Consider the following 21,839-nt stretch of genomic DNA (forward strand, 5'->3'; position numbering starts at 1 on the left):
CGGGCGTCAATGCATCGCGCCGCGAGCGCCTCGCGCCTTGCGCCGCGGCCGCCACCGCGCCAGATGACGTGGCACGACCAGGCGCACACGCGTACCACCTTCGGCCGGGCATACGTGCATCAGGTGCGCACCGATGCGCGCTGCTCGCTCGCGCATTCCCGCCATGCCCCAGTGCCCGGCGCGGCCACCGGCAGCCAGTACGTCCTCGTCGATGCCACGGCCGTTGTCGCGCACCACGACTTCCAGGCTGCGCCGCCAGTGGCGGATATGCACCCGCACTTCGCTGCCCTCGGCGTGCACGAAGGCGTTGCGCAACGCCTCGCGTCCAATCTCGATGACTTCGCGCATGATGTCCGCGTGCACGGGCAGTGGCTTCCCTTCCTCGTCGAGGAAGAACATGGCGGGAAAGGTGAATGCGTAGTCATTGCCTGCAATACGCAACGCGTCGGCAAGATCGGCAGGTGGTGCATCGTGCTGGCGCAGCGTGACGATACGATCGCGGCCGTCCATGATCATCTCGCGCGCATGCGCCGTGGCCGTGCGCATTTCCTGGCGGCGATGCGGCGGCAGCGACTCATCGCCCGACCACACCTGCAAGCGCAGCAAGAGGCCCTGCACACTCTGCAGAAGCGTGTCATGCAGCTCGCGCGCGATGCGCTCGCGTTCCCCGTGCAGCGCCTCCAGCCTGACACGCAGGGTTTCCTGCGCGCTACGCATCCGCGCCAGATACGCCAGCCACATCATCACGAGTATCAGGAGCACGCAGACGATCCTGAAGGCGGTGGTCTGGTACCAGGCTGGCAGGATGGCAAACGCAAACTGCGCGTCGCCCTTGCTCACCACGCCGTCTTCATTGATCGCCCGAACAAGGAATCGATAGCTGCCCGGTTCCAGGTTGGTATAGAACGCCGTGCGGCGACGGCCGGCATCCTGCCAATCATCGTCCACGCCTTCCAGGCGATAAAAGAAACGCGTGCGCTGGGCATTGGTCAGCGATGCCGCCGAGTATCGAAACTCCACGCGGCGCGTCAACGCCGGCAATTGCACGACGCCGCGTGCCGCATGATGAAAATCGCCACTGGCGATGTCGTCGATCACCACGGTGGGCGGCGTGGTATTTCGCATGATCTTCTGCGGGTCCAGCCACGCGACCGACGAGGTGGTGGTGAACCACAGTTTTCCATCGGCCCCCTCCACCAGCGACGGCAGCGGGCGCATGAGATCGGGCGAGCCAATGCGCCCATCGTCATGGCCGAAATACTGGAAAGGCACTGCCCGCGTCGCGCCCGCACGTGCCACGGCCATGTCCGCAGCCGCGATGCGATAGGCGCCATCCAGGCCACTGAGCCAGAGGTCGCCACTGGCGGTCTCCACGATGCCCGTGATGCCGCGAAAATGCTCGCCACCCTCGCCACTCCAGGTGACGAAGCGGCCACCCTCAAGGCCTTGCACGCCGTCATCGCCACCGACCCATACATGACCACCGCGCATGCCCAGTGCCATCGGATTGCCCACGGACAGGCCCTGGGCTGACCCGAATCGGGTCATGCCATGGGAGTCGACTTTCAGCAGCACATTGTGTGGATAGGCAAACCACAGGCTGCCCTGCCCGTCATTGAGCATGCGCGTAGGCGGACCCACGGGGAACGCGTTGCCTGTTTCCTTGCTCCAGTCGCCATCCTTCCATCGATACAGACCGAACGCCGATGCCGACACCCAAAGCGTCCCCTCATCGTCAAACGCCAAGGACTGGAAACGCGTCCCCACGCTCTTGAGGTCCTCAGGCAAGGGGATGGACTCAACGCGGCCGTGGCGATACACCGATAGCCCGCGAATGCCGGCCATCCACACGCCACCATCGCGATCCCGCGTCATCGTGGTGACGGTGTCCGGCAGACCGACAAGCGTGTCGAGGGCGTGCCCATCCGTGCTCACGGGCGGAAACCAGAATCGGGTAATGACGACGCGATTGCCCTCGCCGCGCTCAACCGCCGGTGACTGCAGCACCTCGGAGAACGTCACGGGGCGCAACTTGGACGCCCGGAACTGGTCGACACCGCCATCCGTCAGTGCCCACACGTTGCCGGAACGATCCTCGAAGAACTCATGCACCCGGTTGGACGTAAGGCCGTCCACCTGGGAAAACCGCTCGGTGATGCGATGGGTCTGCCCATTCGCGTCTTTCAACCAGCGATGCCGCTCGAAGCCCTTGTCGGTGCCCAGCCAGAACGCGCCGGAGGAATCCACAAAGCCATTGCCATCCGTATCGGCGTGGTAGCTGCGCACCGGTTGCCCCAGTCGCTCGCGCCCCTGCTGCAAGGCCTGATCGTGGTCCATCCGCTGAAAACGCGTTGTGCCCGGGTCCAGGTGCCACGCACCCGCGACGTCGAGAATCCACAGCACGCCCTGGTTCAACATCATGCTTTCGGGCTGATGGCCACCGTATCCTTCGGCCTCGCCCACGGGTTGCCAGCGCCCATCCACCAGGCGCGCCACGCCCGAGGTCGTGGCGATCCACAGACGGCCGTCGGGCGCGCGAAGAATCGAGAACAGCGACCCGTCGGGAATGCCCTCGCCTGCCTCGATGGTGTTGACGGCATCGCCCTGCACATGGCTCAGGCCGCCCAATCGATAACCCACCCACAGGCCATCCTGTGCATCGCTGTACAGCGCGAGTATCTGCCGCTGCGGAAGCCGTCCTGCATACGGCGCTTCGAAATGCGCACCGTCGAAGCGCAACAGTCCGGACGAACCGCCGAGCCACAGGAAGCCGTCGGGTGATTCGGCCGCCGTGCCGATGGCGCCCACGGATGTTTCGGCCTCGGGGTAAGCGGTGTGATGCAGCTCGCTGAGCGGCCGATCCAGCGGGCTGTCCGCCCGCCGCTCCATCACTTCGAATTCTTGCGCGTGCGCGCTGGCCATGGCGCCCAATGCAAGCAGCACGAGGGCACACCATCGCCAGCCAAACTTTGCCATGCGCGAAGTTCGATCAACCATCAACGGAAAGGCAGTGACACGGAAGGAAACGACGCTTCGCGCAGGGCAGCGTCAACGAATCAGGTGGAAACATACCGCAGCATTCCTGCCTGAGCTTACACTTTAGGGTATTGCGGCGGCGCTTCAACGCCTCCCTTAGTCGTAACCACGCCAGCCCATGCATCGGCCGGCTTTGCCAGCCCATGAGGAAGACCACGTTGCCCAGCACAGACGACACCATCAGGGTCCTGGTGGTCGACGATCACCCTTTGATGCGCGACGGACTTTGCGCGGCCATCGATAGCGAACAGGGCATGTCAGTGATCGGAGAGGCCGCCGAGGGCACCGAGGCCGTGGCACGGTATCGCCAGCATCACCCCGACGTCACCCTGCTCGACCTGCAGATGCCCCGCATGGATGGCCTGCAGGCGATCACCGCGATCCGCGATGAATTTCCAGGCGCGTGCATCGTGGTGCTGACCACGTATCCAGGCGATGCCCGTGTCACGCGGGCGCTTACGCTGGGCGCGACTTCCTACCTGCTGAAGACCGCCGGCCGCGCGGACATCCTGCGCGCCATCCGCAGCGCCACGGTGGGACGGCATGTCATTGCGCCCGAGGTGGCCGCCGACGTGGCTTCCTACCGCGGCAGCGAGGCGTTGACCGTCCGCGAATTGAGCGTGTTGCGCCTGGTGGCCGAGGGCAAGAGCAACCGCACCATCGCCGGCATGCTCAACATTTCCGAGGACACGGTGAAGGCGCGCATGAAGAACATCCTCGCCAAGCTGGATGCCTCGGATCGAACACATGCAGTGACCACCGCCGTGCAACGAGGCTTCCTGGACATCTGATCACGCCTCGGCGCGCACCGGGCTCGCGCCGATCATTGGGCGGGAACGTCGTCCCTGGCGAGCGTTCCGCCAGGCACCCGGACTCACGCCGGTCTTGCGGGCAAATATGCGCGTGAAATGGCTCTGGTCGGCAAAGCCGGTCGCAATGGCGATGTCGGCCAGGGGCGTGCCGGGGTCACGCATCAGCTCAATGGCGCGATCGACTCGCTGTGCGAGCAGCCATTGATGGGGTGACACGCCTGCGCTCTTCTTGAAAGCGCGAACAAAAGCGCTGGTGGACAGACGGCATTCTGCGGCAAGTGCCGCCAACGACGTGCCTTCCACCAGATGCCGTTTCATCAGCTCCGTCGCGCAGCGGTATTGCCAGGGCGCCAATCCACCCCGCTCGATCCGCTCCACTTCGCGGCGACCGCCATAGGTTGCCGCTACATGACTACACAACGCATGCAGCACATGATTCACGAAACGCTGCCCGTACTCGCCATGCCCATTCATCAGTGGTAGCAGGACCTGCCCGAGGCTGGCGATGATGGCATCGTCGATGGGTACATCGTGGCCAAGGCGCCGCTCGTCCCACGCGACATGCGCGTCACCGCAGGCTTCCGCCAGTGCGGCGCGGGGCACATAGAACGCCAGCACGTGCATGGGCTCGCCCACGTAAGCGATAGGGTTGCGCGTAAGGTCCAGCACCACCGTGCCATGGCAGGGCGGTGGATTCATCGCCACCGGCACGCCGTCCTGCCACAACTCGAAGCCCGAAAGCTCGCGCAGATGCAGGCAAACCAGGTAGGCATCGTCATGGCCGATGGGTGCAGTGAGCCCACAGCCTTGCTCAAGCCGCAGCTCTGTCACGGCCAGCACATGGCCATTGCGCGTTTCAGTGATGAGTGCGGGTGGCCGGCGCAGATGAAACGATCTCCCTAGTCGTTCACCGCAGGCGCGCAACGGCATGGCTGTCATGGCGAGCTCCGTTCGGTGCCCCATGGGTGAGGCGCATGGATATGCTATGAGTCCAACGCGCTCGCCAATGCCCCCGTTCGGGTAGTTATTTATCACGCATGCGTGTGATCGATGCGAGCGCATTGCGCGGCAGCCTGTTGCATGCATGCAACAGATGCACCGCAACCGGCCATGCCACCTCAGTGATTCGTTGTGCCTTGCTGCTGCAGGTCGCCTACGGTGACCGTGCCCATCCACGTGGCATCGCGCACGTCGAAGTATTGCTTCGGGTCCCAGCGCCAACTGACGAAGAGATTGTCGCAACCCGTGATGGGTGCGCCATCGATCGACCTGGCACCGCAGGGCGGCATGGCATTTGCGCCCATGCGGCCCAGCACATTGGCACCCGCACTTGCGACAAATTGCGCGTACGTCAACGATCCGGTGTAGCTGCTGCCGTAGCCGACCAGCGAACCCGTCATCGTCGTGCGGGTCTGGCGGAGTTCGCGCTCCAGCCTCCGCTTTGCCACCTCATCGCCGTACTCGGAGGACAACTGTGCGAGCACTTCGGATGCCTGCGCGCGTTGCCCGGCGTCAAGCTGCTTCCCGACAGCATCGCGGGTAGCCACGTAGCGTGGATAGTTTCGCTCGGCGGCCAGCGACAACCATGCGTAGGCCATGACGGGATTCTTTTCCACGCCTTCGCCGTTGAGATACATCAACCCGATGCTCAACTGAGAAAGCTTGTCGGCATAACGCGCACCCATGTCGAAATACTTCATGGCCTTCGCGTAGTCGCCGCTGGCGTAGTACCGCATGCCGACGAACTCGCCAAACTCATCCGGATGTCCCCACGTGGACGTCCGCGCCATGGCGGCCAACACTTCGTGTGATGCGGGATCGTCCATGGTTGCCGCCGACACGGCACACGATGCCAGCAACAGCGCGCCCATGACCATCGTCTTCATGACGAACCCCTCGCGTAGAAACGTCATTGAAGATCCGCGGCCATTCACGGAACGTGAAAAGCCACGCATGTGCATCAGGCCACTTCCTGCCACTGGTAGTAGCGCCGGTGCGCCATGCCCAGCAGATCGCGATCTTCCGGCGTGTCGCCGTAGGCGTAGATCACCGGGTATGCCGCCACGTCGTACTCGGCGCGCACCCGACGCGATTTCTCCGCGCTCACGCATTGCGCACCACGATAGCGACCGGTAAGCGTTCCATGCCGCACTTCGAGGCGCGAACAGACCAGCTCCAGCGCGTGCTGCCCGCACCAGTGGGACAGATAGACGTCCAGCGCACCGGAGACCACCACCACGCGGTCGCCCTGCGCCTTGTGCCATTGAATGCGCTCTAGCGCCTCCGGCCGAACGACGCCGGGGAGCACCTCACGCGCGAACGCGGCACCTCGATCAAGCGCATGAGCCTCCGAAACGCCACGGAGGCCGACGTGGACTGCGCAACGACGCATGAGGTTGGGCGCCACCCATCCCAGCTTGTAGCCGGCCACCATGGGCGCGAGCAAGGCGCCACCCAGGGCTAGGCGCCGCGGCGAGGCGGCGAATTCAATGAAAGGACGGAACATCTCCCGGGTGGTGATGGTTCCATCGAAATCGAACAACGCGAGATTCATGGCGGTCCCTGGCCCATCGCTTGCGCAGACATTCCTGTGGCCGCGCATCCTCGGAAGGTGCGCGACAAGCGTCAAGTGCCGTCAGGCGGCCGTATCCGCATCCGCCAGTTTCAATCGCGCCACGTCGCGCAACGGCGGCGCACCGAACGCGCGGCTGTATTCCCGACTGAACTGCGAGGGGCTCTCGTAACCGACGCGATGCGCTGCCGTGGCCACGTCGCACTGGTCGGCAAGCAGCAGGCGTCGCGCCTCGTGCAGGCGCAGTTGCTTCTGGTATTGCAGCGGACTCATGGCGGTGATCGCGCGAAAGTGGTGATGCAGCGACGATGCACTCATGTTCACGCGCATGGCGAGCTCGTCGATACTCAGCGGCTCGTCAAAATGCGTACGCAACCATTCAATGGCGCGGGACACCTGGTGACTCTGGCTGCCGGACGTGGCGATCAATGCCAACCGGGCGCCCTGTTCGCCCGTCAACAGGCGATACAGCAATTCGCGTTCGATCAACGGCCCAAGCACCGCAAGGTCACGCGGCGATTCGAGCAGGCGCACCAGGCGCAGCAACGGATCGAGCAAATCATGATCGAGCGGGCTCACGGACAAGCCAGGCGCCAGCGCCCCCGCCCCTCGCTGCCACTCCACATCGGGAAGCAGCTCCCGGATGCGCAACAGGTCCAGGCGAAACGTCAGGCACAGGCACGGTTCTTCGCTTGAGGCCCGAACCACTTGCGATGAAACCGGCACGTCCACCGATGTCACGAGATACGACGCCGGCTGGTGCAACAGCGATTGCTGGCCCACCAGAATCTGCTTGGCGCCCTGCAGCGCCAAACCAAGGCTGGGTTCGTACATGGCGCAGGTCGGCACGCCCGTGGAGCCGGCGCGAAACAGGGTCAGCCCCGGCCACGCCGTGCCCTGCACGCCTTCCTGCGAGGCCAATCGTTCAACCAGCGCTGTCAATTCCTCGCAATTTTTTGATGTGCTGGCGGCAGGCGTCGATGGTGAAACGTTGTCGTTCATGGACTTATCGCTGGTTTGTGCGGAACAAGCTTGCCTGTTCCTCCGCGTCATGGCGAGTCCTTGGCAGGCATCCTTGCAGGATCGGGCAATCATCTCGCAGGATTCGGCTACCCGCGCCGCACCCCGGGCGCCCATACTCCGCCACCTTGCTGTTCCGTTCCCCCCAAGGAGTCTCGTCATGACGCTTTCCATCCGCGGCTTTGCCGCCCAGTCCGCCACCACGCCGCTGGCCGCGCATCAGTTCGAGCGCCGCGATCCTCGTCCGGACGACGTGGTGATCGACATCCTGTATTGCGGCGTGTGCCATTCGGATATCCACCAGGCCCGCAACGAATGGGGCGGCAGCGTGTATCCGATGGTGCCCGGCCACGAAATCGTGGGCCGCGTCAGCGCCGTCGGCAGCGACGTCAGCAAGTTCAAGGTGGGCGACACCGTGGGCGTCGGCTGCATTGTCGATTCGTGCCAGCACTGCGGCTCGTGCCACGCCGGCCTTGAGCAGTACTGCGAGAACGGCGCCACCTGGACCTACAACGGCACCGATCGCCACGACGGCCGTCCGACGTTCGGCGGCTACTCCGAGCGCATCGTGGTGTCGGACAAGTTCGTGGTGTCCATTTCCGACAAGCTCGACCTGAAGGCTGCCGCGCCGCTGCTGTGCGCAGGCATTACCACGTGGTCGCCGCTGCGCCACTGGAACGTCGGCAAGGGCAGCAAGGTGGCGGTGATCGGCCTCGGCGGCCTCGGTCACATGGGCCTGAAGTTCGCCAAGGCCATGGGCGCCGATGTCACCCTGTTCACCCGCTCGCCGGGCAAGGAAGACGAAGCCCGTCGCCTGGGTGCCGATCACGTGGTGCTGTCCACGGACGAGAAGCAGATGGCCGCCGTGGCTCGCCAGTTCGACTTCATCCTGGACACCGTGCCGAACCCGCACGATCTGAACCCGTACCTCAACACGCTGACGCTCAACGGCACGCTGTGCCTGGTGGGCCAGCTGCAGCCGCTGGAGCCGCCGGTGCAGGCCGTGTCGGTGATCCTCGGCCGTCGCTCCATCGCAGGCTCGGCCATTGGCGGCATCGGCGAAACGCAGGAAATGCTGGACTTCTGCGCGGAGCACAACATCGTCAGCGACATCGAAGTGATCGACATGAAGGACATCAACGCCGCGTACGACCGCGTGGTGAAGAGCGACGTCCGCTACCGTTTCGTGATCGACATGGCTTCGCTGAAGTCGGCCTGATATACGCACCGGGCAGCACAATCGCCCGTTGAGCAACACGGAAAACCGGCCGTTTACGCGGCCGGTTTTTCTTTGGACCCAAAATGGCGACTCGCCTTGCGCGCCTCACGCAAACGCTGGCCATGTGCCCTGAGCAGATCGCCACGCGTCAGGAAACCGACCATCTTGCATGCATCGCGATCCAGCACGACAAGACGACCAACGTCCGCCTCCACCATGTGGTCTGCGGCCTCGCGCAGCGTGTGATCTTCCCGCACCACGAGTGGTGCGCGCCCCAGCAGCGATTGCACGGTGGCACCGGCTGAAACGCCCGTGCGCAGCAGGTCGCGTCGCGTTACTACGCCCAGCAAACGGCCCTGCCCGTCCATCACCGGAAAACCCTGGTGCTTTGACGATGCCTGCTCTGTTGCCAGCCACGCACGAACCTCTGTCAACGACTGCAACGCCTGAAGACTGACCACGTTGCGGCTGCACGCCTCGCCCACGGAAATACGCTCCAGGTAATCCGCGGCGTATTCGGAGGGAACGCGCACGCCGCGACGCGCAATCTTCTCGGTCATGATGGTGTTGCGCATCATCAGCCCGGACACGAGGTACGCCGCAGCGCAAGCACCCAACAGTGGCAGCAGACCGTGCGGCTGCTGCGTGGTCTCGAAAGCAAACACCACCGAGGTGAGGAACGCGCGCGATGCGCCGGCAAATATCGCAGCCATGCACACCAGTGCAGCAACGCGCGGATCCACCTGCAGCCACGGCAGCCACATCGTGCAGAGCCATCCCAGTACGCCACCCAGCGCGCCGCCAATGGTGAACAACGGCGCCAGCGTGCCGCCGGATGTACCGCTACCCAACGCCACGGACCACGAAAGCAGTTTCAACAGGCAGAGCGAAAGCATGCCCGCCAACCCGATCTGCCCGGCAATCACCGAGGCAATGTTGTTGTAGCCCACGCCCAGCGTGGCAGGCATGAAATACCCCACCACGCCGACGACCAAGCCGCCGATGGCCGGCCACCACATCCAGTGGATGGGCAGCTTCTCGAAGCCATCCTCGATGGCATAAGTGAGCTTGGTGATTCCCACACTGACCACGCCCGTCAGCGCACCCATGGCAACGTAGGCGGCGACGGCAACGAGAGTTGGCGTGCCAATCGCAGGCATGGGAAACAGGGGTTCGTTGCCCTCCAGCACGTAGCGCACGGCGGTGCCCACCACGGCGGCAAGCGCCACCGGAATGAGCGACCGCGCGCGGCGCTCGAACAACAGCAGTTCGATGGCGAGCAGTACGGAGGAAATGGGCGCGGAAAATACCGCCGCCATGCCAGCCGCGGCACCCGCGGCGAGCAGCGTCTTGCGTTCGTCCGCCGTGACGTGAAGCCACTGTCCCACCAGCGACCCGCGCGCGCCGCCTGTTGCGATGATCGGTCCCTCGGCGCCGAACGGACCGCCCGTGCCGATGGCGATGGCCGCAGACACCGGCTTCAACCAGGTGATGCGCGGCGCAATGCGGCTTTCGTTGAGTAACACCTGCTCCATTGCCTCGGGAATGCCGTGGCCACGAATGGCGCGCGAACCCCAGCGTGCCATCGCGCCCACGACCAGGCCGCCGATGACGGGGACCACGATCACCCAAAGGCCCAGATGATTTTCGGCCGGGCTGCTGAAATCGGTACTGAGGCGTCCGTAGAACGCGAGATTGGTCACCAACCCGATCAACGCCGTCAGCAGGCGCGCCACCAGCGCCACCACCGAGCCCAGCGTCATCGCGAGGAAACAGATCCAGAGAACCCGCCGCCCCAGCGGCCGGAAATGACGCGGCATGTGCGCCGCCATCAGCGTCGGGTCCAAACTCGGGGCGAGCGGAAGCGCCGCACGTGAGTGCGGTTCGGAAGCCATATCGGGGTGCATAGGGAAGGACCGGCGAGGTAAGCCCGGCAAGGCTACGCGATTGGGAGCAGCGTAGCTGGCTGGAAAATGAACAGCCTCTCCGTCGTCATGCGCCGAGCGGCGGCGCCTTCGGCGCGTTCCAGCCCAGCACGTTGTAGACGTCGTAGCGAAGGATGCCGAGAACCTCGTGCAGCGAGGCATCCATCAACATGAAGTTCCACGAATCCGGCGCCAGTTCCCAGCGTGCATTGACCCAGTCACCCGCCACCGGCTGCGGCACGATGCCGAAGTGCGCGAAATAGATCAGCGAGCGCTTCAAATGGATGCCCGATGTGACCAGCACGATGTGTTGCGGCGCGTATTCCGCCAGGATCGGGCGACTGAACTGCGCGTTCTGCCATGTGCTCATGCTGCGCGATTCGAGCGACAGGTCCGCTTCGGGAATGCCAAGCTGGCGCAACGCACGCCCGTAGACCACCGCTTCCGGTTCACCGTGACTCTGCGAGTCGCCACCACTCACGACCAGACGGCATTCCTTGCCGGCTGCCTTGCAGGCGCTATAGAGCTGCGCCGCACGCAACACGCGCCCGTTGACGAAGAAGGACGGCTGCAGGCGATGCCCTTCCTCGACCGCCGTGCCGGCACCCAGCAGGATGATGGCGTTGCGCGGCGCCCATGCGATGGCCGGCTCGCTCTCGTAGCGACCTTGCAGGTTTTCCGAAAGCAGGCGCGGCAGCAGCCCGCAGCCGATGCCGAAGAACACCAGCACGCAGACCGCCATCAGCGCAGCCGACGTCTTGCGCCAGCGCAGGCGACGCAGGCAGAGAGCCAGGACAAGCACAATGAACAGAACGGCCAGCATGCAGATTCCCTGCTCCATGGAAAGGCATGGCATCTTAGGGCCTTACGACACGTCGAGGCGATAGCGCACAAGCCATCGATGCGTCGCCCTATGGACACGCCGGCATTGCGCCGAGCGATCAATGGAACGTCGCGGGGAACCGTTCATGACCACCCTGGTTTTCGTGCACGGCTGGAGCGTCACCAACACATCGACCTACGGCAGCCTGCCTTCGTCGCTTCAGGCACAGGCCTCCGCCGCAGGCATCCCGCTGACAACGGCGGATATCTGGCTGTCCGAATACGTGAGTTTCGACGACGCCGTGACCATGCCGGACGTGGTGCGCGCCTTTGATCACGCCTTGCGCGATCTGCATCTGCAGGACGCCAGCTTCGCCTGCATCACCCATTCCACCGGCGGCCCGGTGGTGCGCGAATGGCTGCGCGCGCAGCGTGAGCGGCCAGGCGCGTTCAGCACCATCCGCCTGACCCACCTGATGATGCTGGCGCCGGCGAATTTCGGCTCGGCGCTCGCCCAGCTCGGCAAAGGCGTGCTGGGGCGATTGAAGGCGTGGGCCGGCGGCGTGGAACCGGGGCAGCGCATCCTCGACTGGCTGGAACTGGGCAGCCGCGAATCGCTGTCGCTCAACCTCGACCATATCCATGGCGACGATCCGGCCGAGCGCGGCCAATATCTGTTTGCACTCAGCGGTGACCGTCCGGATCGCTCGCTGTATGACCACATCAACAGTTACACCGGCGAGGATGGGTCCGATGGCGTGGTACGCATGGCCGCGGCCAACCTCAACGCGCGGCACGCCGTGCTCACACGCGAAAGCGGTGGTGACGTCAACGCGCTGGCGCTCAATGTCACCACTGCGCCACGCTCGGCATTCAAGCTGATTCCCGGTGCATCGCATTCCGGTACCGACCAGGGCGTGATGGCCTCCTCGCCGCCCGCCACCGTGGAAGCGCTGCTGCGCTGCCTCAAGGTGCGCGATGCCGCTGGCTACAGGCAGCTGTGCGACGCCTTCGATGCGGAGAATGCACAACGCGACGCGAACCGCGTGGAGAAGGAATCCGTCGGGCCGTTTCCGGCGCGCGTACATATCCACGATCCGCGCAGCATGCTGGTGATTCGCCTCGCGGATGAAGGCGGCGAGCCGCTTCACGGCGCACGGCTGCTGTTCAAGGCCGGCACGCCACCGAACCCCGACTGGATGCCGCAGGGATTCATGCTCGATCGCCAGGCCAACAGTCGCGACGGCAACGTGGTCACGTTCTTCCTCAACCACGGATTGCTTGCCGGCGTACCCCGCGTGGCCGATCCGGACAGCAGCCGTCGCACGTTGCGCCCCGCGATGGACAGCCATCGACCTTACAGCGCGACGATTGAGCCCACGGACCTGAGTGGCCTCGTGCATCACGCCCTGGCCACCACGCTGGCCCGCGACGATCTTTTCCCGATCTTCGGCCCGCACCAGACCACCGTGCTCGACGTGGTGCTTCCGCGTCACGTGCGTGAAGGCGTATTTCGTCTCACGCAATCACGCGCCCCCGAAGATTTCCACCACCCCGAGCCGGGCGACGTGATTCCATGAATGGGCCGCCCCGCCATCAACCCCATGAAGGTGTGTGGCGCGTTTCATGGTCATGCTCGCACGTACGCGCCCCAAACACTCCAGCGGTCTCACAACCGACGCCCGTGCTTACCTCGAACGTCCGTTTGCCTTAACCTCGCCGCCCATGGATGCTCCGGTGGACGATGATGCAACGCTGATGCTCGCTTACGCACGAGGCAAGACAGCTGCGTTCGATGCACTGTATGCACGCCACCGCGGCACGCTTTATCGCTTCCTGCTGCGCGCCTCGCGCGACACGCAGGTGGCCGACGAGCTGTTTCAGGAAACCTGGAGCCGCGTCATTGCCTCGCGTGCCCGCTATGCGCCACAAGCGAAATTCACCACGTGGTTACTGCAGATCGCGCATAACCTGCTGATCGACAGCTACCGGCGCAAGCGACCGCAAGCCACCGGCGAGGAAGCCGAACGCATTTTCGATACAACAGCCACACCGGAGCACGAGCAACCCGAGCACGTGCTGTCGGAATTCGAACGGCGACGTCGCCTGCAGATGGCCATCGAACAATTGCCGGACGAGCAACGCACTGCCGTACTGTTGCGGCTGGAGAACGACCTGAGCGTGGAGGACATTGCACACGTCACCGGCGTAGGACGCGAAACCGCCAAGTCGCGACTGCGCTATGCCATGAACCGCTTGCGTGAGCAGTTGGCCGAATGAATACGCACGACGACAACGACATGCTCTCCGGCGACGACGACCTGAAGGCGCTCTATCGCAGCCTGCCGCGAAAGGAACCGTCGCCCGCGCTGGACAGCGCGATAAAGCGTGCTGCCGCAGACGCCGTGCGCCCGCGTCACTCGCTGCCCCGCTGGCCCATCGCTGTGGCGAGCACGGCTGTCATCGTGGTGGCGGGCGCCCTTGGGTGGCGCATGGCCCAACAACCATCGGCTTCGCATCATTCTGTTAGCCAGACGGTTGCCGCGAGCGCGGCGCCTCAGGCACCACCCGTACTGGCTGCCCCACCTGCAACCGGCAACCTTGATGCCGCGCCCTCTCTCGCACCGGCACCCGCTTCTCTCGCCGTCGCCCGCGAAACGCCGCATGAAAACATTCGATCGGCCATGAAGGCCAAGGTGGTGGCTCCCGCGGCTCCCGCTCGGCAAGCGCCCGTGGCCGCTGCCGAATCGGCACCGGTCGTCGCCATGACCGAAGCCGCTGCCCCCGCGCCGGCGCCAGCCGCGCCGGCTTATGCATTGCAGGCCGCTCGTTCAAGCGTGACGAGCGCCGAACCCCGGATGGCCATGAAGGCGATGGTGATGCCCGCCGCCGCGCCTCAGCGAGATGCCACCGCCGCCGACACGGCAGATACGCCCGACCAGGAACTGGCCAAGATCCGCGAGCTTTTCGCCTTGCAGCGCCACGACGAAGCCGTGCAGCGACTGGCCGCCTTCCAGAAGGCGCATCCGGACGTGCCGCTGCCCGACGACCTGCGGACACAACTGCCTGACCATGAGTGAGCCGCTGTACACCCTCCTCGCCCCTTGCCAGCACGTCGAGGACATCAAGAAAAGCCGGTTCCTTGCCCAGGCCGCACCCGTGCAGACACCCGAACAGGCGCTCGCCTTTTTGCGACAGGTAAGCGACCCCGCGGCGACGCACAACTGCTGGGCTTATCGCATCGGGCAGGACTATCGCTTCAACGACGACGGCGAACCGGGCGGCACTGCCGGTCGCCCGATCCTGCAAGCCATCGAGGGACAAGGCATCGACCAGGCCGTCGTGGTGGTAACCCGCTGGTACGGCGGCATCAAGCTCGGCGCTGGCGGCCTGGTGCGAGCCTACGGCGGCGCGGCAGCGGAATGCCTGCGACGCGCCGACCGCGCCCCCATCATCGCCATGGCGCGATTGGCCGTGCGCTGCGACTTCCCGGAGATGGCCCTGCTCAAGGCGCGATTGCGCGAGCTCGATGCGGACATCGTGCAGGAACAATTCGACGCGGAAGGCGTGATGCTGGACATCCAGCTGCCCGCCCAGCGCGTGGACGAGGCCCAGGCGCGCGTCATCGACATCACGCGCGGGCGCCATGCCGCCAAACGCGTGGATTGAATCGCCCCACGATCCACCCCACGTTGGCATGGATAGCCGGAAGCCGACATTCACTGCCCGCGAGACTTCATGAGCGACACCGCCGCCACGCCACGCCCCACCCGCCGCATCGGCGCCCTCGCACGGCTCTGGCCGTTCATCAAACCCCATCGCAACCTCGCCATCGGCTGGCTGGTGTTTCTCGCCATTTCCTCCAGCGCCACGCTGGTGTTGCCCATGGCGGTGCGGCACATGATCGACGAGGGCTTTGCCCATTCCAGCCTCGCGACCATCAACAGCACCTTTCTCGGCCTGTTCGGCGTGGCGCTGGTGCTGGCCTTTGCCACGGCGGCCCGCTACTACTGCATCGCGTTGCTGGGCGAGCGCTCGCTGGCGTCGCTGCGTGCCGAGCTTTATGCGCACGTGATACGACTGGACGTGGGCTTTTTCGAGCGCAGCCGTGTCGGTGAACTGATCTCGCGCCTGGGCACCGACACCGAAGTCATCCAGGCGCTGATCGGCTCCGGCATTTCCGTGGCGCTGCGCAGCGCCGTGATGCTGCTGGGCGCCACCGCCATGATGGTATGGACCAGCCCGCGCCTGGCCGGCCTGACCGCGCTGGTCATTCCGGCCGTCATGCTTCCCATCCTGGTGTTTGGCCGTCGCGTGCAGAAGCTTTCGCGCGCCAGCCAGGATCGTCTTGCCGACGCCGCCGCCGTGGCCAACGAAACGCTCAACGCCGCGCCTGCCGTCAAGGCGTATGCCCGCGAAGAGATCGAAAGCGAACGCTACGGTGGCGCCATCGCTCGTGCGCTCAGCACGGCACGCAGCCGCATCGGCATGCGCTCGATACTCACCGCCACGGTCATCGTGCTGTTCTTCGGTGCGATTGCCTTGGTGTTGTGGGCTGGTGCGCGCGACGTGCTCGCTGGCACGCTCGATGTCGGCGTCCTCGCCCAGTTCGTGATCTACGCCTTTCTTGCCGCCGGTTCGCTGGCCGGCCTTTCCGAAGTGTGGGGCGACGTACTTCGCGCCGCGGGCGCCACGGAACGCATCAGCGAGTTGTTCGAGGAACGCGCCGACATCACCAGTCCTGCGCAGCCCGCTCGACTGCCACGACCCGTGCAGGGAGCGCTGAACTTCGAGGGTGTCCAGTTCCACTACCCTTCCCGCCCCGATGCCCCTGCGCTGCACGACTTCAACCTGAGCATTCGCCCGGGAGAAACCGTTGCACTGGTAGGGCCCTCCGGCGCCGGCAAGAGCACCGTGTTTGCGCTGCTGCTGCGCTTCTACGATCCGCAAACCGGTCGCATCACGCTCGATGGCGTCGACCTGCGCGCACTGGCGCTACCCGAACTCCGCGGCACCATCGCCCTGGTGCCGCAGGAAACCGTGATCTTTGGCGGCACGGCCGCGGACAACATCCGCTTCGGACGCCAGGATGCCGACGACAACGAAGTGCGCGAAGCCGCTCGCGCCGCCGAAGCGCACGACTTCATCAGCGCGATGACCAAGGGCTACAACGAGGAACTGGGCGAACGCGGTGTACGCCTTTCCGGCGGCCAGCGCCAACGTATCGCCATTGCGCGCGCCATCCTTCGCGATGCACCACTGCTCTTGCTGGACGAAGCCACTTCCGCGCTCGACGCCCAATCCGAAGCGGCCATCCAGCAGGCGCTGGAGCGACTGGAAAAAGGACGCACCACGCTCGTCATCGCCCACCGCCTCGCCACCGTGCAACGCGCCGACCGCATCGTGGTGATGGACGGCGGCCGCATCGTGGCGCAAGGCACGCATCAGAGCCTGCTCGCGGAAGGTGGGCTCTATGCGGAACTGGCGAGGTTGCAGTTCACGGCGTGAGCTCTATTCGACCGAACGGCGGCGCGGTGTATCCCCGGCCGCCTTGTCCGTTATGCCATCCACTCGCTCGTGTCGATGCAGCATCTGCGCATAGCGCCAGAACCGCTTGGTGGATGCAATCAACGTGTACCAGCCCAACGGCGTCGGGTGAATGGCCGCCTTGAGAGCGCGCGCGTAATCGAGCACAAGGCCGGGCGTCCAGGCCATGGCTTCTGCGCGCTTGCGCAGTTGCGCGGCCACCCATAGCTCGGGGTTGATCATGGTGTGCAGGAAGCCGCGCCTGGCTGACGAGCCTTCCAACGCCGCTTCCAGGCAATGCGCGACGCTGCTGGAGCAGTTGCGACTGGTCAGGTTGTAGGTGTTGTCCTGGCGATAGCGCGCCCAGAACGCGGCAAGGCGCTGGCGATCGTATCGGTCGAAACGTACTTCTGCGTTCGACTCGCACCATCCCGCGGACTCCTCCGCATAGCTGGGCTGGAACTTGCCCGCCACATTGTTCGCCGCCGTTGCCCGCAGCATGGCGGTGAAGTCACCGGTGGAACGATCGATCTCGACGGCCGGAGAGTGGCTGACATAGATGTCCGGCGGACATCCCAGCGCGGCATGGCCGGTGGATATCACGCCCTTGGCATCGACCGCAGCGATGTAGCGATTCACCACGGGATGCGGCACGGCATCTTCCACCGAGCCGGCGGGCGTCCATACGTAGACCACCAGGTCGTCGACCACCTCTTCCGATGGCCCGGGTACGAACCCGATATCGGCAATGGGAACGTCGCGCATCAGCAGCCACGAAAGCACCGCATGGTCCGGCAGTTTCTTGAGCCGCCACGCGTGGCGAAACAAGCCGCAGCCCGAAAGAAACAGACCCATGCCGATGCAGTAAGGCACCGTGCCGTCGTAGAACGTCGGATAGGGTTCGAACATGAAGACGGCAAACGCCACCTCCAGCAGGCCCGTGAACAGCGAGAGCCGCCAGCCCCGAAAACGCACCACCACCGCGGCACAGATGCGAAAGATGCCATCGACGAGAAACGCCACGCCAAAGGCCATCGCCAATATCACGCTGGCCGCGTGATGCGGATCGATGATCAGCAGGCCCAGGATCAGGAACCCAATGCCACGCGCCTTGCGCAACGCGGAAGGCGTGCCGGATCGAGGCGAGGACACGGCCAATGTCACCACGGCTTCGACCAATAGCAGGTAACCGAAGACGTGAACGGGGAAATAAAGCACGTCGTCCAGCGCATCGATGAAGATCGCCACGCCCAGGCCTGCCCACACGATGCCGCCCAGCGCGAGGATCGGCCATCGCCGCCGAATGAAATCACTGCCCAGCAGAAGCAAACCCAGTTGACCCACGTGACGACTCCATGCATCGATCCACGGGGGAAAACAACCCGCACTAGCGCGTCAGGTCTGGCTACGCGACTTCGCGAGGAAACCGGCAAACACGGCACAACCCAAGGCAATCACGCCCGGCAAACCAAACAACGCATTCGCGCCCATGGCAACGCCCGCCAGCGCGGGTCCGACCAGCGCACCCACGCCCCAGGCCAACCCCATGACGGCATACACGCCGACCAGGTCGTTGCCCTGGAAGCGACTGCCGACCATGGCCAGCATCACGGTGTAAATGCCCACAAACAGCCCGCCCCAGACGAACACGACGGAAAATGCCAGCCACGTCTCGCGCAGCGCGAATGGCCAGAACAGCGCGGTCACCGCCGAAATGGAAGCCAATGCCAGCACCAGCCGTCGCTTGTCCATCTTGTCCGCCAGCCAGCCGATGGGCAGCTGCAACACGATGGCGCCAAACATCAGCACGGAGATCAACTGCATCGCCCGCGCCTCGGTCCAACCCAGCTGCGTGGCATACAGCGAGATGAAGGACAGCCCCGCCGTCTCGACGCCGGCGTTGAGCACCGTGGTCGCGATGGCGATCGGCGCAAGCCGCATGTAACGCAGGGGTTGCGCCTTTTCGGGCTCCGTCCGCGCCGGAGCAACCACCCAGGGTGGAAGCACCAGGACAACGGCACCCAGTGCGATGACCGCGCCGGCAAGATAAGCGCCTGCGTTCACGCCAAGCACCGAAAGCAACGCCGGTCCAATGACCATGCCCAGCGACAGTGCAGCCGTATAGACGGCCATCGTCCGGCCACGCGCCTGCTCCGTACTCAGCACATTGGTCCAGGTCTCGGAGATCACGAACAAGGTTTCGGCCGCCATGCCAAGCACGATGCGCAGTGGAAACCACCAGGTTTCGTCCCGCACCAGGGTGAAAGCGGCCAGGATCACCGCCGTAACCACCAATGCCGCTGCCGCCAGCGAGCGCGCACCAAAACGCGCCGCGAGCGCCGGCATCACCGGTGCAATCAGCAATACGCCCAGCGCATGCATGGCCGCATTGATGCCGATGTACGTCCCGGAATGCCCGCGATCCGACAGGCTCATCGCAATGAGTGGCGCGGACAGACTGTAGCTGAGCCCGAAGATGGTCGCCGCCGCGATGACAGCCGCCGTGGACCACAGCCGTGAACGCCGCCCCAGAGTCAGCACGGCGGGCGCAGCCATGTCGCGCGGCGCGCTCATGCAGCCCCGCCGACGGACGGAATCGATCGCTGGATGTGCCCTACGTCCCGCTTGCGCATGCCGTTGGCTCTCCGGGCGAGGATGACCCGCCGGGTCGAGCTTAAGGCGGCGCCAGCCGGATTGCCAACGACGCGCCGGCGTCAGTCCAGATGACCCAGCGCCTGGGCCAGTGCCCGCACTTCGGCCTCGTCCGTGCGGATTTCGCCAGCGGCCATGTCCGGCAACGCAGGGTTCGTCCAATGCATGCCCGAAGGCAACACAGACTTCGCCGACGCGTGGAATTCCAATGCACCTGTCGCCGTAGCGAGTTGCGTCACATTTGCCGCATTTATGCCCGCGCCGGACATGACGACAATGCGGCCAGCCGCCTGGCGAAGCAGCTGCCGGATGGTGTCAGCGCCCTGCAGAACACTGGGCGCAGCGCCCGAGGTGAGCACGCGCTCCGCGCCCAGGGCGATCACATCTTCAAGCGCCTGCCCGGCATCACGCGCCATGTCGAAGGCGCGATGGAACGTCACGCCCATGCCGCCGGCTGCGTCCAGCAGCGGGCGGCAGCGCGCCACGTCGACGGCGCCCTCGGCATCCAGTACGCCGAACACCACACCATCGCAGCCCAGCGTCAGACAGGCTTCGATGTCGCGCTGCATCGTTTCCAGTTCGTCGTCGCTGTAGAGGAAATCGCCGGCGCGCGGGCGAATGAGTACATACAGCGGGATATCCAGATGCTCGCGTGCGCGGCCCACTTGCGCCATCGACGGCGTCAAACCACCCAGCTCGAGGCCCGTGCACAACTCGATGCGATCCGCACCGCCCGCCTGCGCGGCCCGTGCGGATGCCACCGAATTGGCGGCCACCTCGAGCAGGCGTCGGGTCATCCGTAGCCGCTCTTCGAGGGCACCAGGCCATCCTGCTTCTGCGCATCGCATACGGCATAAGAGAAGCCGGATTGGATGGCGAACGCGCCCACTTCACCGTGACGATTCATGGCGAGGAAGCCGACCTGCAGATCCTTCGATGCCGCGGGCCGACGCTTGACGATGCGCATCACGGCTTCCTGGCAGGCTTCCTGCGGGGAGTGTCCGTGACGCATCAACTCCACCACGAGAAAGCTGCCGACGTTGCGGATCACTTCTTCGCCCACACCCGTGGACGTGGCCGCCCCCACCTCGCCGTCGACATACAGGCCTGCACCAATGATCGGGCTGTCACCCACGCGACCGCGCATCTTCCACGCCATGCCGCTGGTGGTGCATGCGCCCGCAAGCCGGCCATTGGCATCGATGGCCAGCATGCCGATGGTGTCGTGATTGTCTTTGCCACCCGGCATGCCCGTCTTGCCGTAGTCGCGCACTTCGCTGTTGGCGGACGGCTGGTAGTGGGCGGTCTTCAACCACTCTTTCCAGGCCGCGTCGGATTCGGGGGTCAACAATTCTTCTTTCGGAAAGCCCTGCTCAAGGGCGAATTGCAGTGCACCATCACCCACCAGCAGCACGTGCGGCGTGCGCTCCATGACGCGGCGCGCCACCTGGATCGGGTGGGCGATGTGCTCCAGCGCGGCCACGGCACCGCAGCTGCCGTCGGCGTCCATGATGCTGGCATCCAGCGACACGTGACCGTCGCGATCGGGGTAACCGGCGCGGCCCACGCTGTGATTCTTGAGGTCGGCTTCGGGGATCATCACCCCGGCTTCCACCGCATCCAGCGAGCGACCACCTTGCGACAGCACGGCCCAGGCGCCCTGGTTGGCGGCCACGCCGAAGTCCCAGGTCGACACCACGCGTGGCGTGACCACCGCTTTCTTCGCGCCGGCCGCGGCGCCCGCCAAGGCATGCGAGCCACCGGCCAATGCCACCGCCGAGGCGCCCAGCAAGGACGCCTTCAAAAAATCCCTACGATCCGCCATCTTTCCCTCCCCACAAAAAAGAAACCCCGCGCCTTGCGACGCGGGGCTTCCTTATTACATCGATGACCGGCGCAAGCGCCGGTTCGCCGAAATCAACCAGCGATCTCGACGCCCGAAGCCTGGGCGCCCTTCGGCCCCGTGGTGACTTCGAACTTCACGCGCTGACCTTCCTGCAGGCTACGAAAGCCCTTAGCGTTGATCGCCGAAAAGTGGACGAACACGTCCTCCCCACCGTCCTCGGGCGCGATGAAGCCGAAACCCTTGGCATCGTTGAACCACTTGACCGTCCCGAAACGCATTGCGTGAACCTCTGAATCATGGACTGGATGCACCACGGATAGCGCTGAACCACCTTGACCCCTTGGTCCGCCGCCCCTGGCACAGCGGAAGTATCAACATGTTTTATGGCAAAGCGCAATATGGTCGTTGC

Annotated in this window: 19 protein-coding genes; 7 read left to right on the forward strand and 12 right to left on the reverse strand. The window is 64.9% G+C overall.

The features are described from left to right. Nucleotides 1-6: 6 nt before the first annotated feature. Nucleotides 7-2,976: a sensor histidine kinase gene (locus DK366_RS11920; RefSeq protein ID WP_198651526.1), complete on the reverse strand. Its 2,970-nt coding sequence runs from the start codon at nt 2,974-2,976 to the stop codon at nt 7-9. Between the two features lie 218 nt (nt 2,977-3,194). Here DK366_RS11920 and DK366_RS11925 point away from each other — a divergent pair, with 218 nt between their 5' ends. Further along, nucleotides 3,195-3,827 carry a response regulator transcription factor gene (locus DK366_RS11925; RefSeq protein ID WP_255412600.1) on the forward strand — a complete coding sequence of 211 codons (633 nt, stop codon included), beginning with the start codon at nt 3,195-3,197 and terminating at the stop codon, nt 3,825-3,827. Here DK366_RS11925 and DK366_RS11930 read toward each other — a convergent pair whose 3' ends face one another. From DK366_RS11930 to DK366_RS11945, 4 genes are all read right to left on the reverse strand, one after another. Further along, complete coding sequence (locus tag DK366_RS11930) at nt 3,828-4,787, reverse strand: AraC family transcriptional regulator (RefSeq protein WP_232821020.1); 960 nt, start codon at nt 4,785-4,787, stop codon at nt 3,828-3,830. Nucleotides 4,788-4,966: 179 nt separating this feature from the next. Then, nucleotides 4,967-5,734, reverse strand: coding sequence for an SEL1-like repeat protein (locus tag DK366_RS11935; protein WP_157956511.1), 768 nt, complete (start codon nt 5,732-5,734; stop codon nt 4,967-4,969). A 74-nt stretch (nt 5,735-5,808) separates the two neighbouring features. Then, a complete protein-coding gene (locus tag DK366_RS11940; RefSeq protein WP_109125780.1) occupies nt 5,809-6,402 on the reverse strand; it encodes an HAD-IB family phosphatase in 594 nt (197 codons plus the stop codon). 81 nt (nt 6,403-6,483) lie between these two features. Continuing rightward, nucleotides 6,484-7,422 (reverse strand): AraC family transcriptional regulator, encoded by a 939-nt coding sequence (locus tag DK366_RS11945; protein ID WP_198651527.1) that lies wholly within the window; start codon nt 7,420-7,422, stop codon nt 6,484-6,486. Nucleotides 7,423-7,600: 178 nt separating this feature from the next. Between DK366_RS11945 and DK366_RS11950 the strand changes: the two genes are divergently transcribed. Beyond that, complete coding sequence (locus DK366_RS11950) at nt 7,601-8,659, forward strand: NAD(P)-dependent alcohol dehydrogenase (RefSeq protein WP_109125782.1); 1,059 nt, start codon at nt 7,601-7,603, stop codon at nt 8,657-8,659. Between the two features lie 53 nt (nt 8,660-8,712). On the opposite strand, the gene DK366_RS11955 is transcribed toward DK366_RS11950, so the two are convergent. Next, nucleotides 8,713-10,479, reverse strand: a complete 1,767-nt coding sequence (locus DK366_RS11955) for a chloride channel protein (protein WP_109125860.1) — start codon at nt 10,477-10,479, stop codon at nt 8,713-8,715. Nucleotides 10,480-10,651: 172 nt separating this feature from the next. Beyond that, entirely contained in the window at nt 10,652-11,407 is a 756-nt protein-coding gene (locus DK366_RS11960) for a YdcF family protein (protein ID WP_109125783.1), read from the reverse strand. 145 nt (nt 11,408-11,552) lie between these two features. On the opposite strand from DK366_RS11960, the gene DK366_RS11965 reads away from it, so the two are divergent. The 5 genes from DK366_RS11965 to DK366_RS11985 all read left to right on the forward strand — a co-directional run bounded on the left by DK366_RS11965 (nt 11,553) and on the right by DK366_RS11985 (nt 16,914). Beyond that, nucleotides 11,553-12,986 carry a phospholipase gene (locus DK366_RS11965; protein WP_109125861.1) on the forward strand — a complete coding sequence of 478 codons (1,434 nt, stop codon included), beginning with the start codon at nt 11,553-11,555 and terminating at the stop codon, nt 12,984-12,986. Between the two features lie 145 nt (nt 12,987-13,131). After that, complete coding sequence (locus DK366_RS11970; protein WP_109125862.1) at nt 13,132-13,686, forward strand: RNA polymerase sigma factor; 555 nt, start codon at nt 13,132-13,134, stop codon at nt 13,684-13,686. Next, nucleotides 13,683-14,486 carry a hypothetical protein gene (locus DK366_RS11975; protein WP_109125784.1) on the forward strand — a complete coding sequence of 268 codons (804 nt, stop codon included), beginning with the start codon at nt 13,683-13,685 and terminating at the stop codon, nt 14,484-14,486. Before DK366_RS11970 ends, DK366_RS11975 begins: the two co-directional genes overlap by 4 nt. Continuing rightward, nucleotides 14,479-15,075: a YigZ family protein gene (locus tag DK366_RS11980; RefSeq protein ID WP_109125785.1), complete on the forward strand. Its 597-nt coding sequence runs from the start codon at nt 14,479-14,481 to the stop codon at nt 15,073-15,075. Before DK366_RS11975 ends, DK366_RS11980 begins: the two co-directional genes overlap by 8 nt. Before the next feature lie 69 nt (nt 15,076-15,144). Further along, nucleotides 15,145-16,914, forward strand: coding sequence for an ABC transporter transmembrane domain-containing protein (locus tag DK366_RS11985; protein ID WP_109125786.1), 1,770 nt, complete (start codon nt 15,145-15,147; stop codon nt 16,912-16,914). Nucleotides 16,915-16,917: 3 nt separating this feature from the next. Here DK366_RS11985 and DK366_RS11990 read toward each other — a convergent pair whose 3' ends face one another. The 5 genes from DK366_RS11990 to DK366_RS12010 all read right to left on the reverse strand — a co-directional run bounded on the left by DK366_RS11990 (nt 16,918) and on the right by DK366_RS12010 (nt 21,708). Continuing rightward, a complete protein-coding gene (locus DK366_RS11990; protein WP_109125787.1) occupies nt 16,918-18,276 on the reverse strand; it encodes a DUF308 domain-containing protein in 1,359 nt (452 codons plus the stop codon). 51 nt (nt 18,277-18,327) lie between these two features. Beyond that, nucleotides 18,328-19,506: an MFS transporter gene (locus DK366_RS11995; RefSeq protein ID WP_198651528.1), complete on the reverse strand. Its 1,179-nt coding sequence runs from the start codon at nt 19,504-19,506 to the stop codon at nt 18,328-18,330. A 140-nt stretch (nt 19,507-19,646) separates the two neighbouring features. Next, a complete protein-coding gene (locus tag DK366_RS12000; RefSeq protein ID WP_109125788.1) occupies nt 19,647-20,381 on the reverse strand; it encodes a copper homeostasis protein CutC in 735 nt (244 codons plus the stop codon). Next, nucleotides 20,378-21,409, reverse strand: coding sequence for a N(4)-(beta-N-acetylglucosaminyl)-L-asparaginase (locus DK366_RS12005; RefSeq protein WP_109125789.1), 1,032 nt, complete (start codon nt 21,407-21,409; stop codon nt 20,378-20,380). The genes DK366_RS12000 and DK366_RS12005 overlap by 4 nt, the downstream gene beginning before the upstream one ends. A gap of 92 nt (nt 21,410-21,501) precedes the next feature. Continuing rightward, on the reverse strand, nt 21,502-21,708 hold the full coding sequence (locus tag DK366_RS12010) for a cold-shock protein (protein WP_019465945.1): 207 nt from the start codon (nt 21,706-21,708) through the stop codon (nt 21,502-21,504). Nucleotides 21,709-21,839: the final 131 nt, after the last annotated feature.

This window comes from Dyella sp. C11 (assembly GCF_003121485.1).
Classification (GTDB): domain Bacteria; phylum Pseudomonadota; class Gammaproteobacteria; order Xanthomonadales; family Rhodanobacteraceae; genus Dyella.

What these genes read in the sequence shown, in the direction of transcription:
- DK366_RS11920 (WP_198651526.1), bottom strand. Translation starts at nt 2,976, where the DNA reads ATGGCAAAGTTTGGCTGGCGATGGTGTGCCCTCGTGCTGCTTGCATTG.
- DK366_RS11930 (WP_232821020.1), bottom strand. Translation starts at nt 4,787, where the DNA reads ATGACAGCCATGCCGTTGCGCGCCTGCGGTGAACGACTAGGGAGATCG.
- DK366_RS11935 (WP_157956511.1), bottom strand. Translation starts at nt 5,734, where the DNA reads ATGAAGACGATGGTCATGGGCGCGCTGTTGCTGGCATCGTGTGCCGTG.
- DK366_RS11940 (WP_109125780.1), bottom strand. Translation starts at nt 6,402, where the DNA reads ATGAATCTCGCGTTGTTCGATTTCGATGGAACCATCACCACCCGGGAG.
- DK366_RS11945 (WP_198651527.1), bottom strand. Translation starts at nt 7,422, where the DNA reads ATGAACGACAACGTTTCACCATCGACGCCTGCCGCCAGCACATCAAAA.
- DK366_RS11950 (WP_109125782.1), top strand. Translation starts at nt 7,601, where the DNA reads ATGACGCTTTCCATCCGCGGCTTTGCCGCCCAGTCCGCCACCACGCCG.
- DK366_RS11955 (WP_109125860.1), bottom strand. Translation starts at nt 10,479, where the DNA reads ATGCCGCGTCATTTCCGGCCGCTGGGGCGGCGGGTTCTCTGGATCTGT.
- DK366_RS11960 (WP_109125783.1), bottom strand. Translation starts at nt 11,407, where the DNA reads ATGCTGGCCGTTCTGTTCATTGTGCTTGTCCTGGCTCTCTGCCTGCGT.
- DK366_RS11965 (WP_109125861.1), top strand. Translation starts at nt 11,553, where the DNA reads ATGACCACCCTGGTTTTCGTGCACGGCTGGAGCGTCACCAACACATCG.
- DK366_RS11970 (WP_109125862.1), top strand. Translation starts at nt 13,132, where the DNA reads ATGGATGCTCCGGTGGACGATGATGCAACGCTGATGCTCGCTTACGCA.
- DK366_RS11975 (WP_109125784.1), top strand. Translation starts at nt 13,683, where the DNA reads ATGAATACGCACGACGACAACGACATGCTCTCCGGCGACGACGACCTG.
- DK366_RS11980 (WP_109125785.1), top strand. Translation starts at nt 14,479, where the DNA reads ATGAGTGAGCCGCTGTACACCCTCCTCGCCCCTTGCCAGCACGTCGAG.
- DK366_RS11985 (WP_109125786.1), top strand. Translation starts at nt 15,145, where the DNA reads ATGAGCGACACCGCCGCCACGCCACGCCCCACCCGCCGCATCGGCGCC.
- DK366_RS11995 (WP_198651528.1), bottom strand. Translation starts at nt 19,506, where the DNA reads ATGAGCGCGCCGCGCGACATGGCTGCGCCCGCCGTGCTGACTCTGGGG.
- DK366_RS12000 (WP_109125788.1), bottom strand. Translation starts at nt 20,381, where the DNA reads ATGACCCGACGCCTGCTCGAGGTGGCCGCCAATTCGGTGGCATCCGCA.
- DK366_RS12005 (WP_109125789.1), bottom strand. Translation starts at nt 21,409, where the DNA reads ATGGCGGATCGTAGGGATTTTTTGAAGGCGTCCTTGCTGGGCGCCTCG.
- DK366_RS12010 (WP_019465945.1), bottom strand. Translation starts at nt 21,708, where the DNA reads ATGCGTTTCGGGACGGTCAAGTGGTTCAACGATGCCAAGGGTTTCGGC.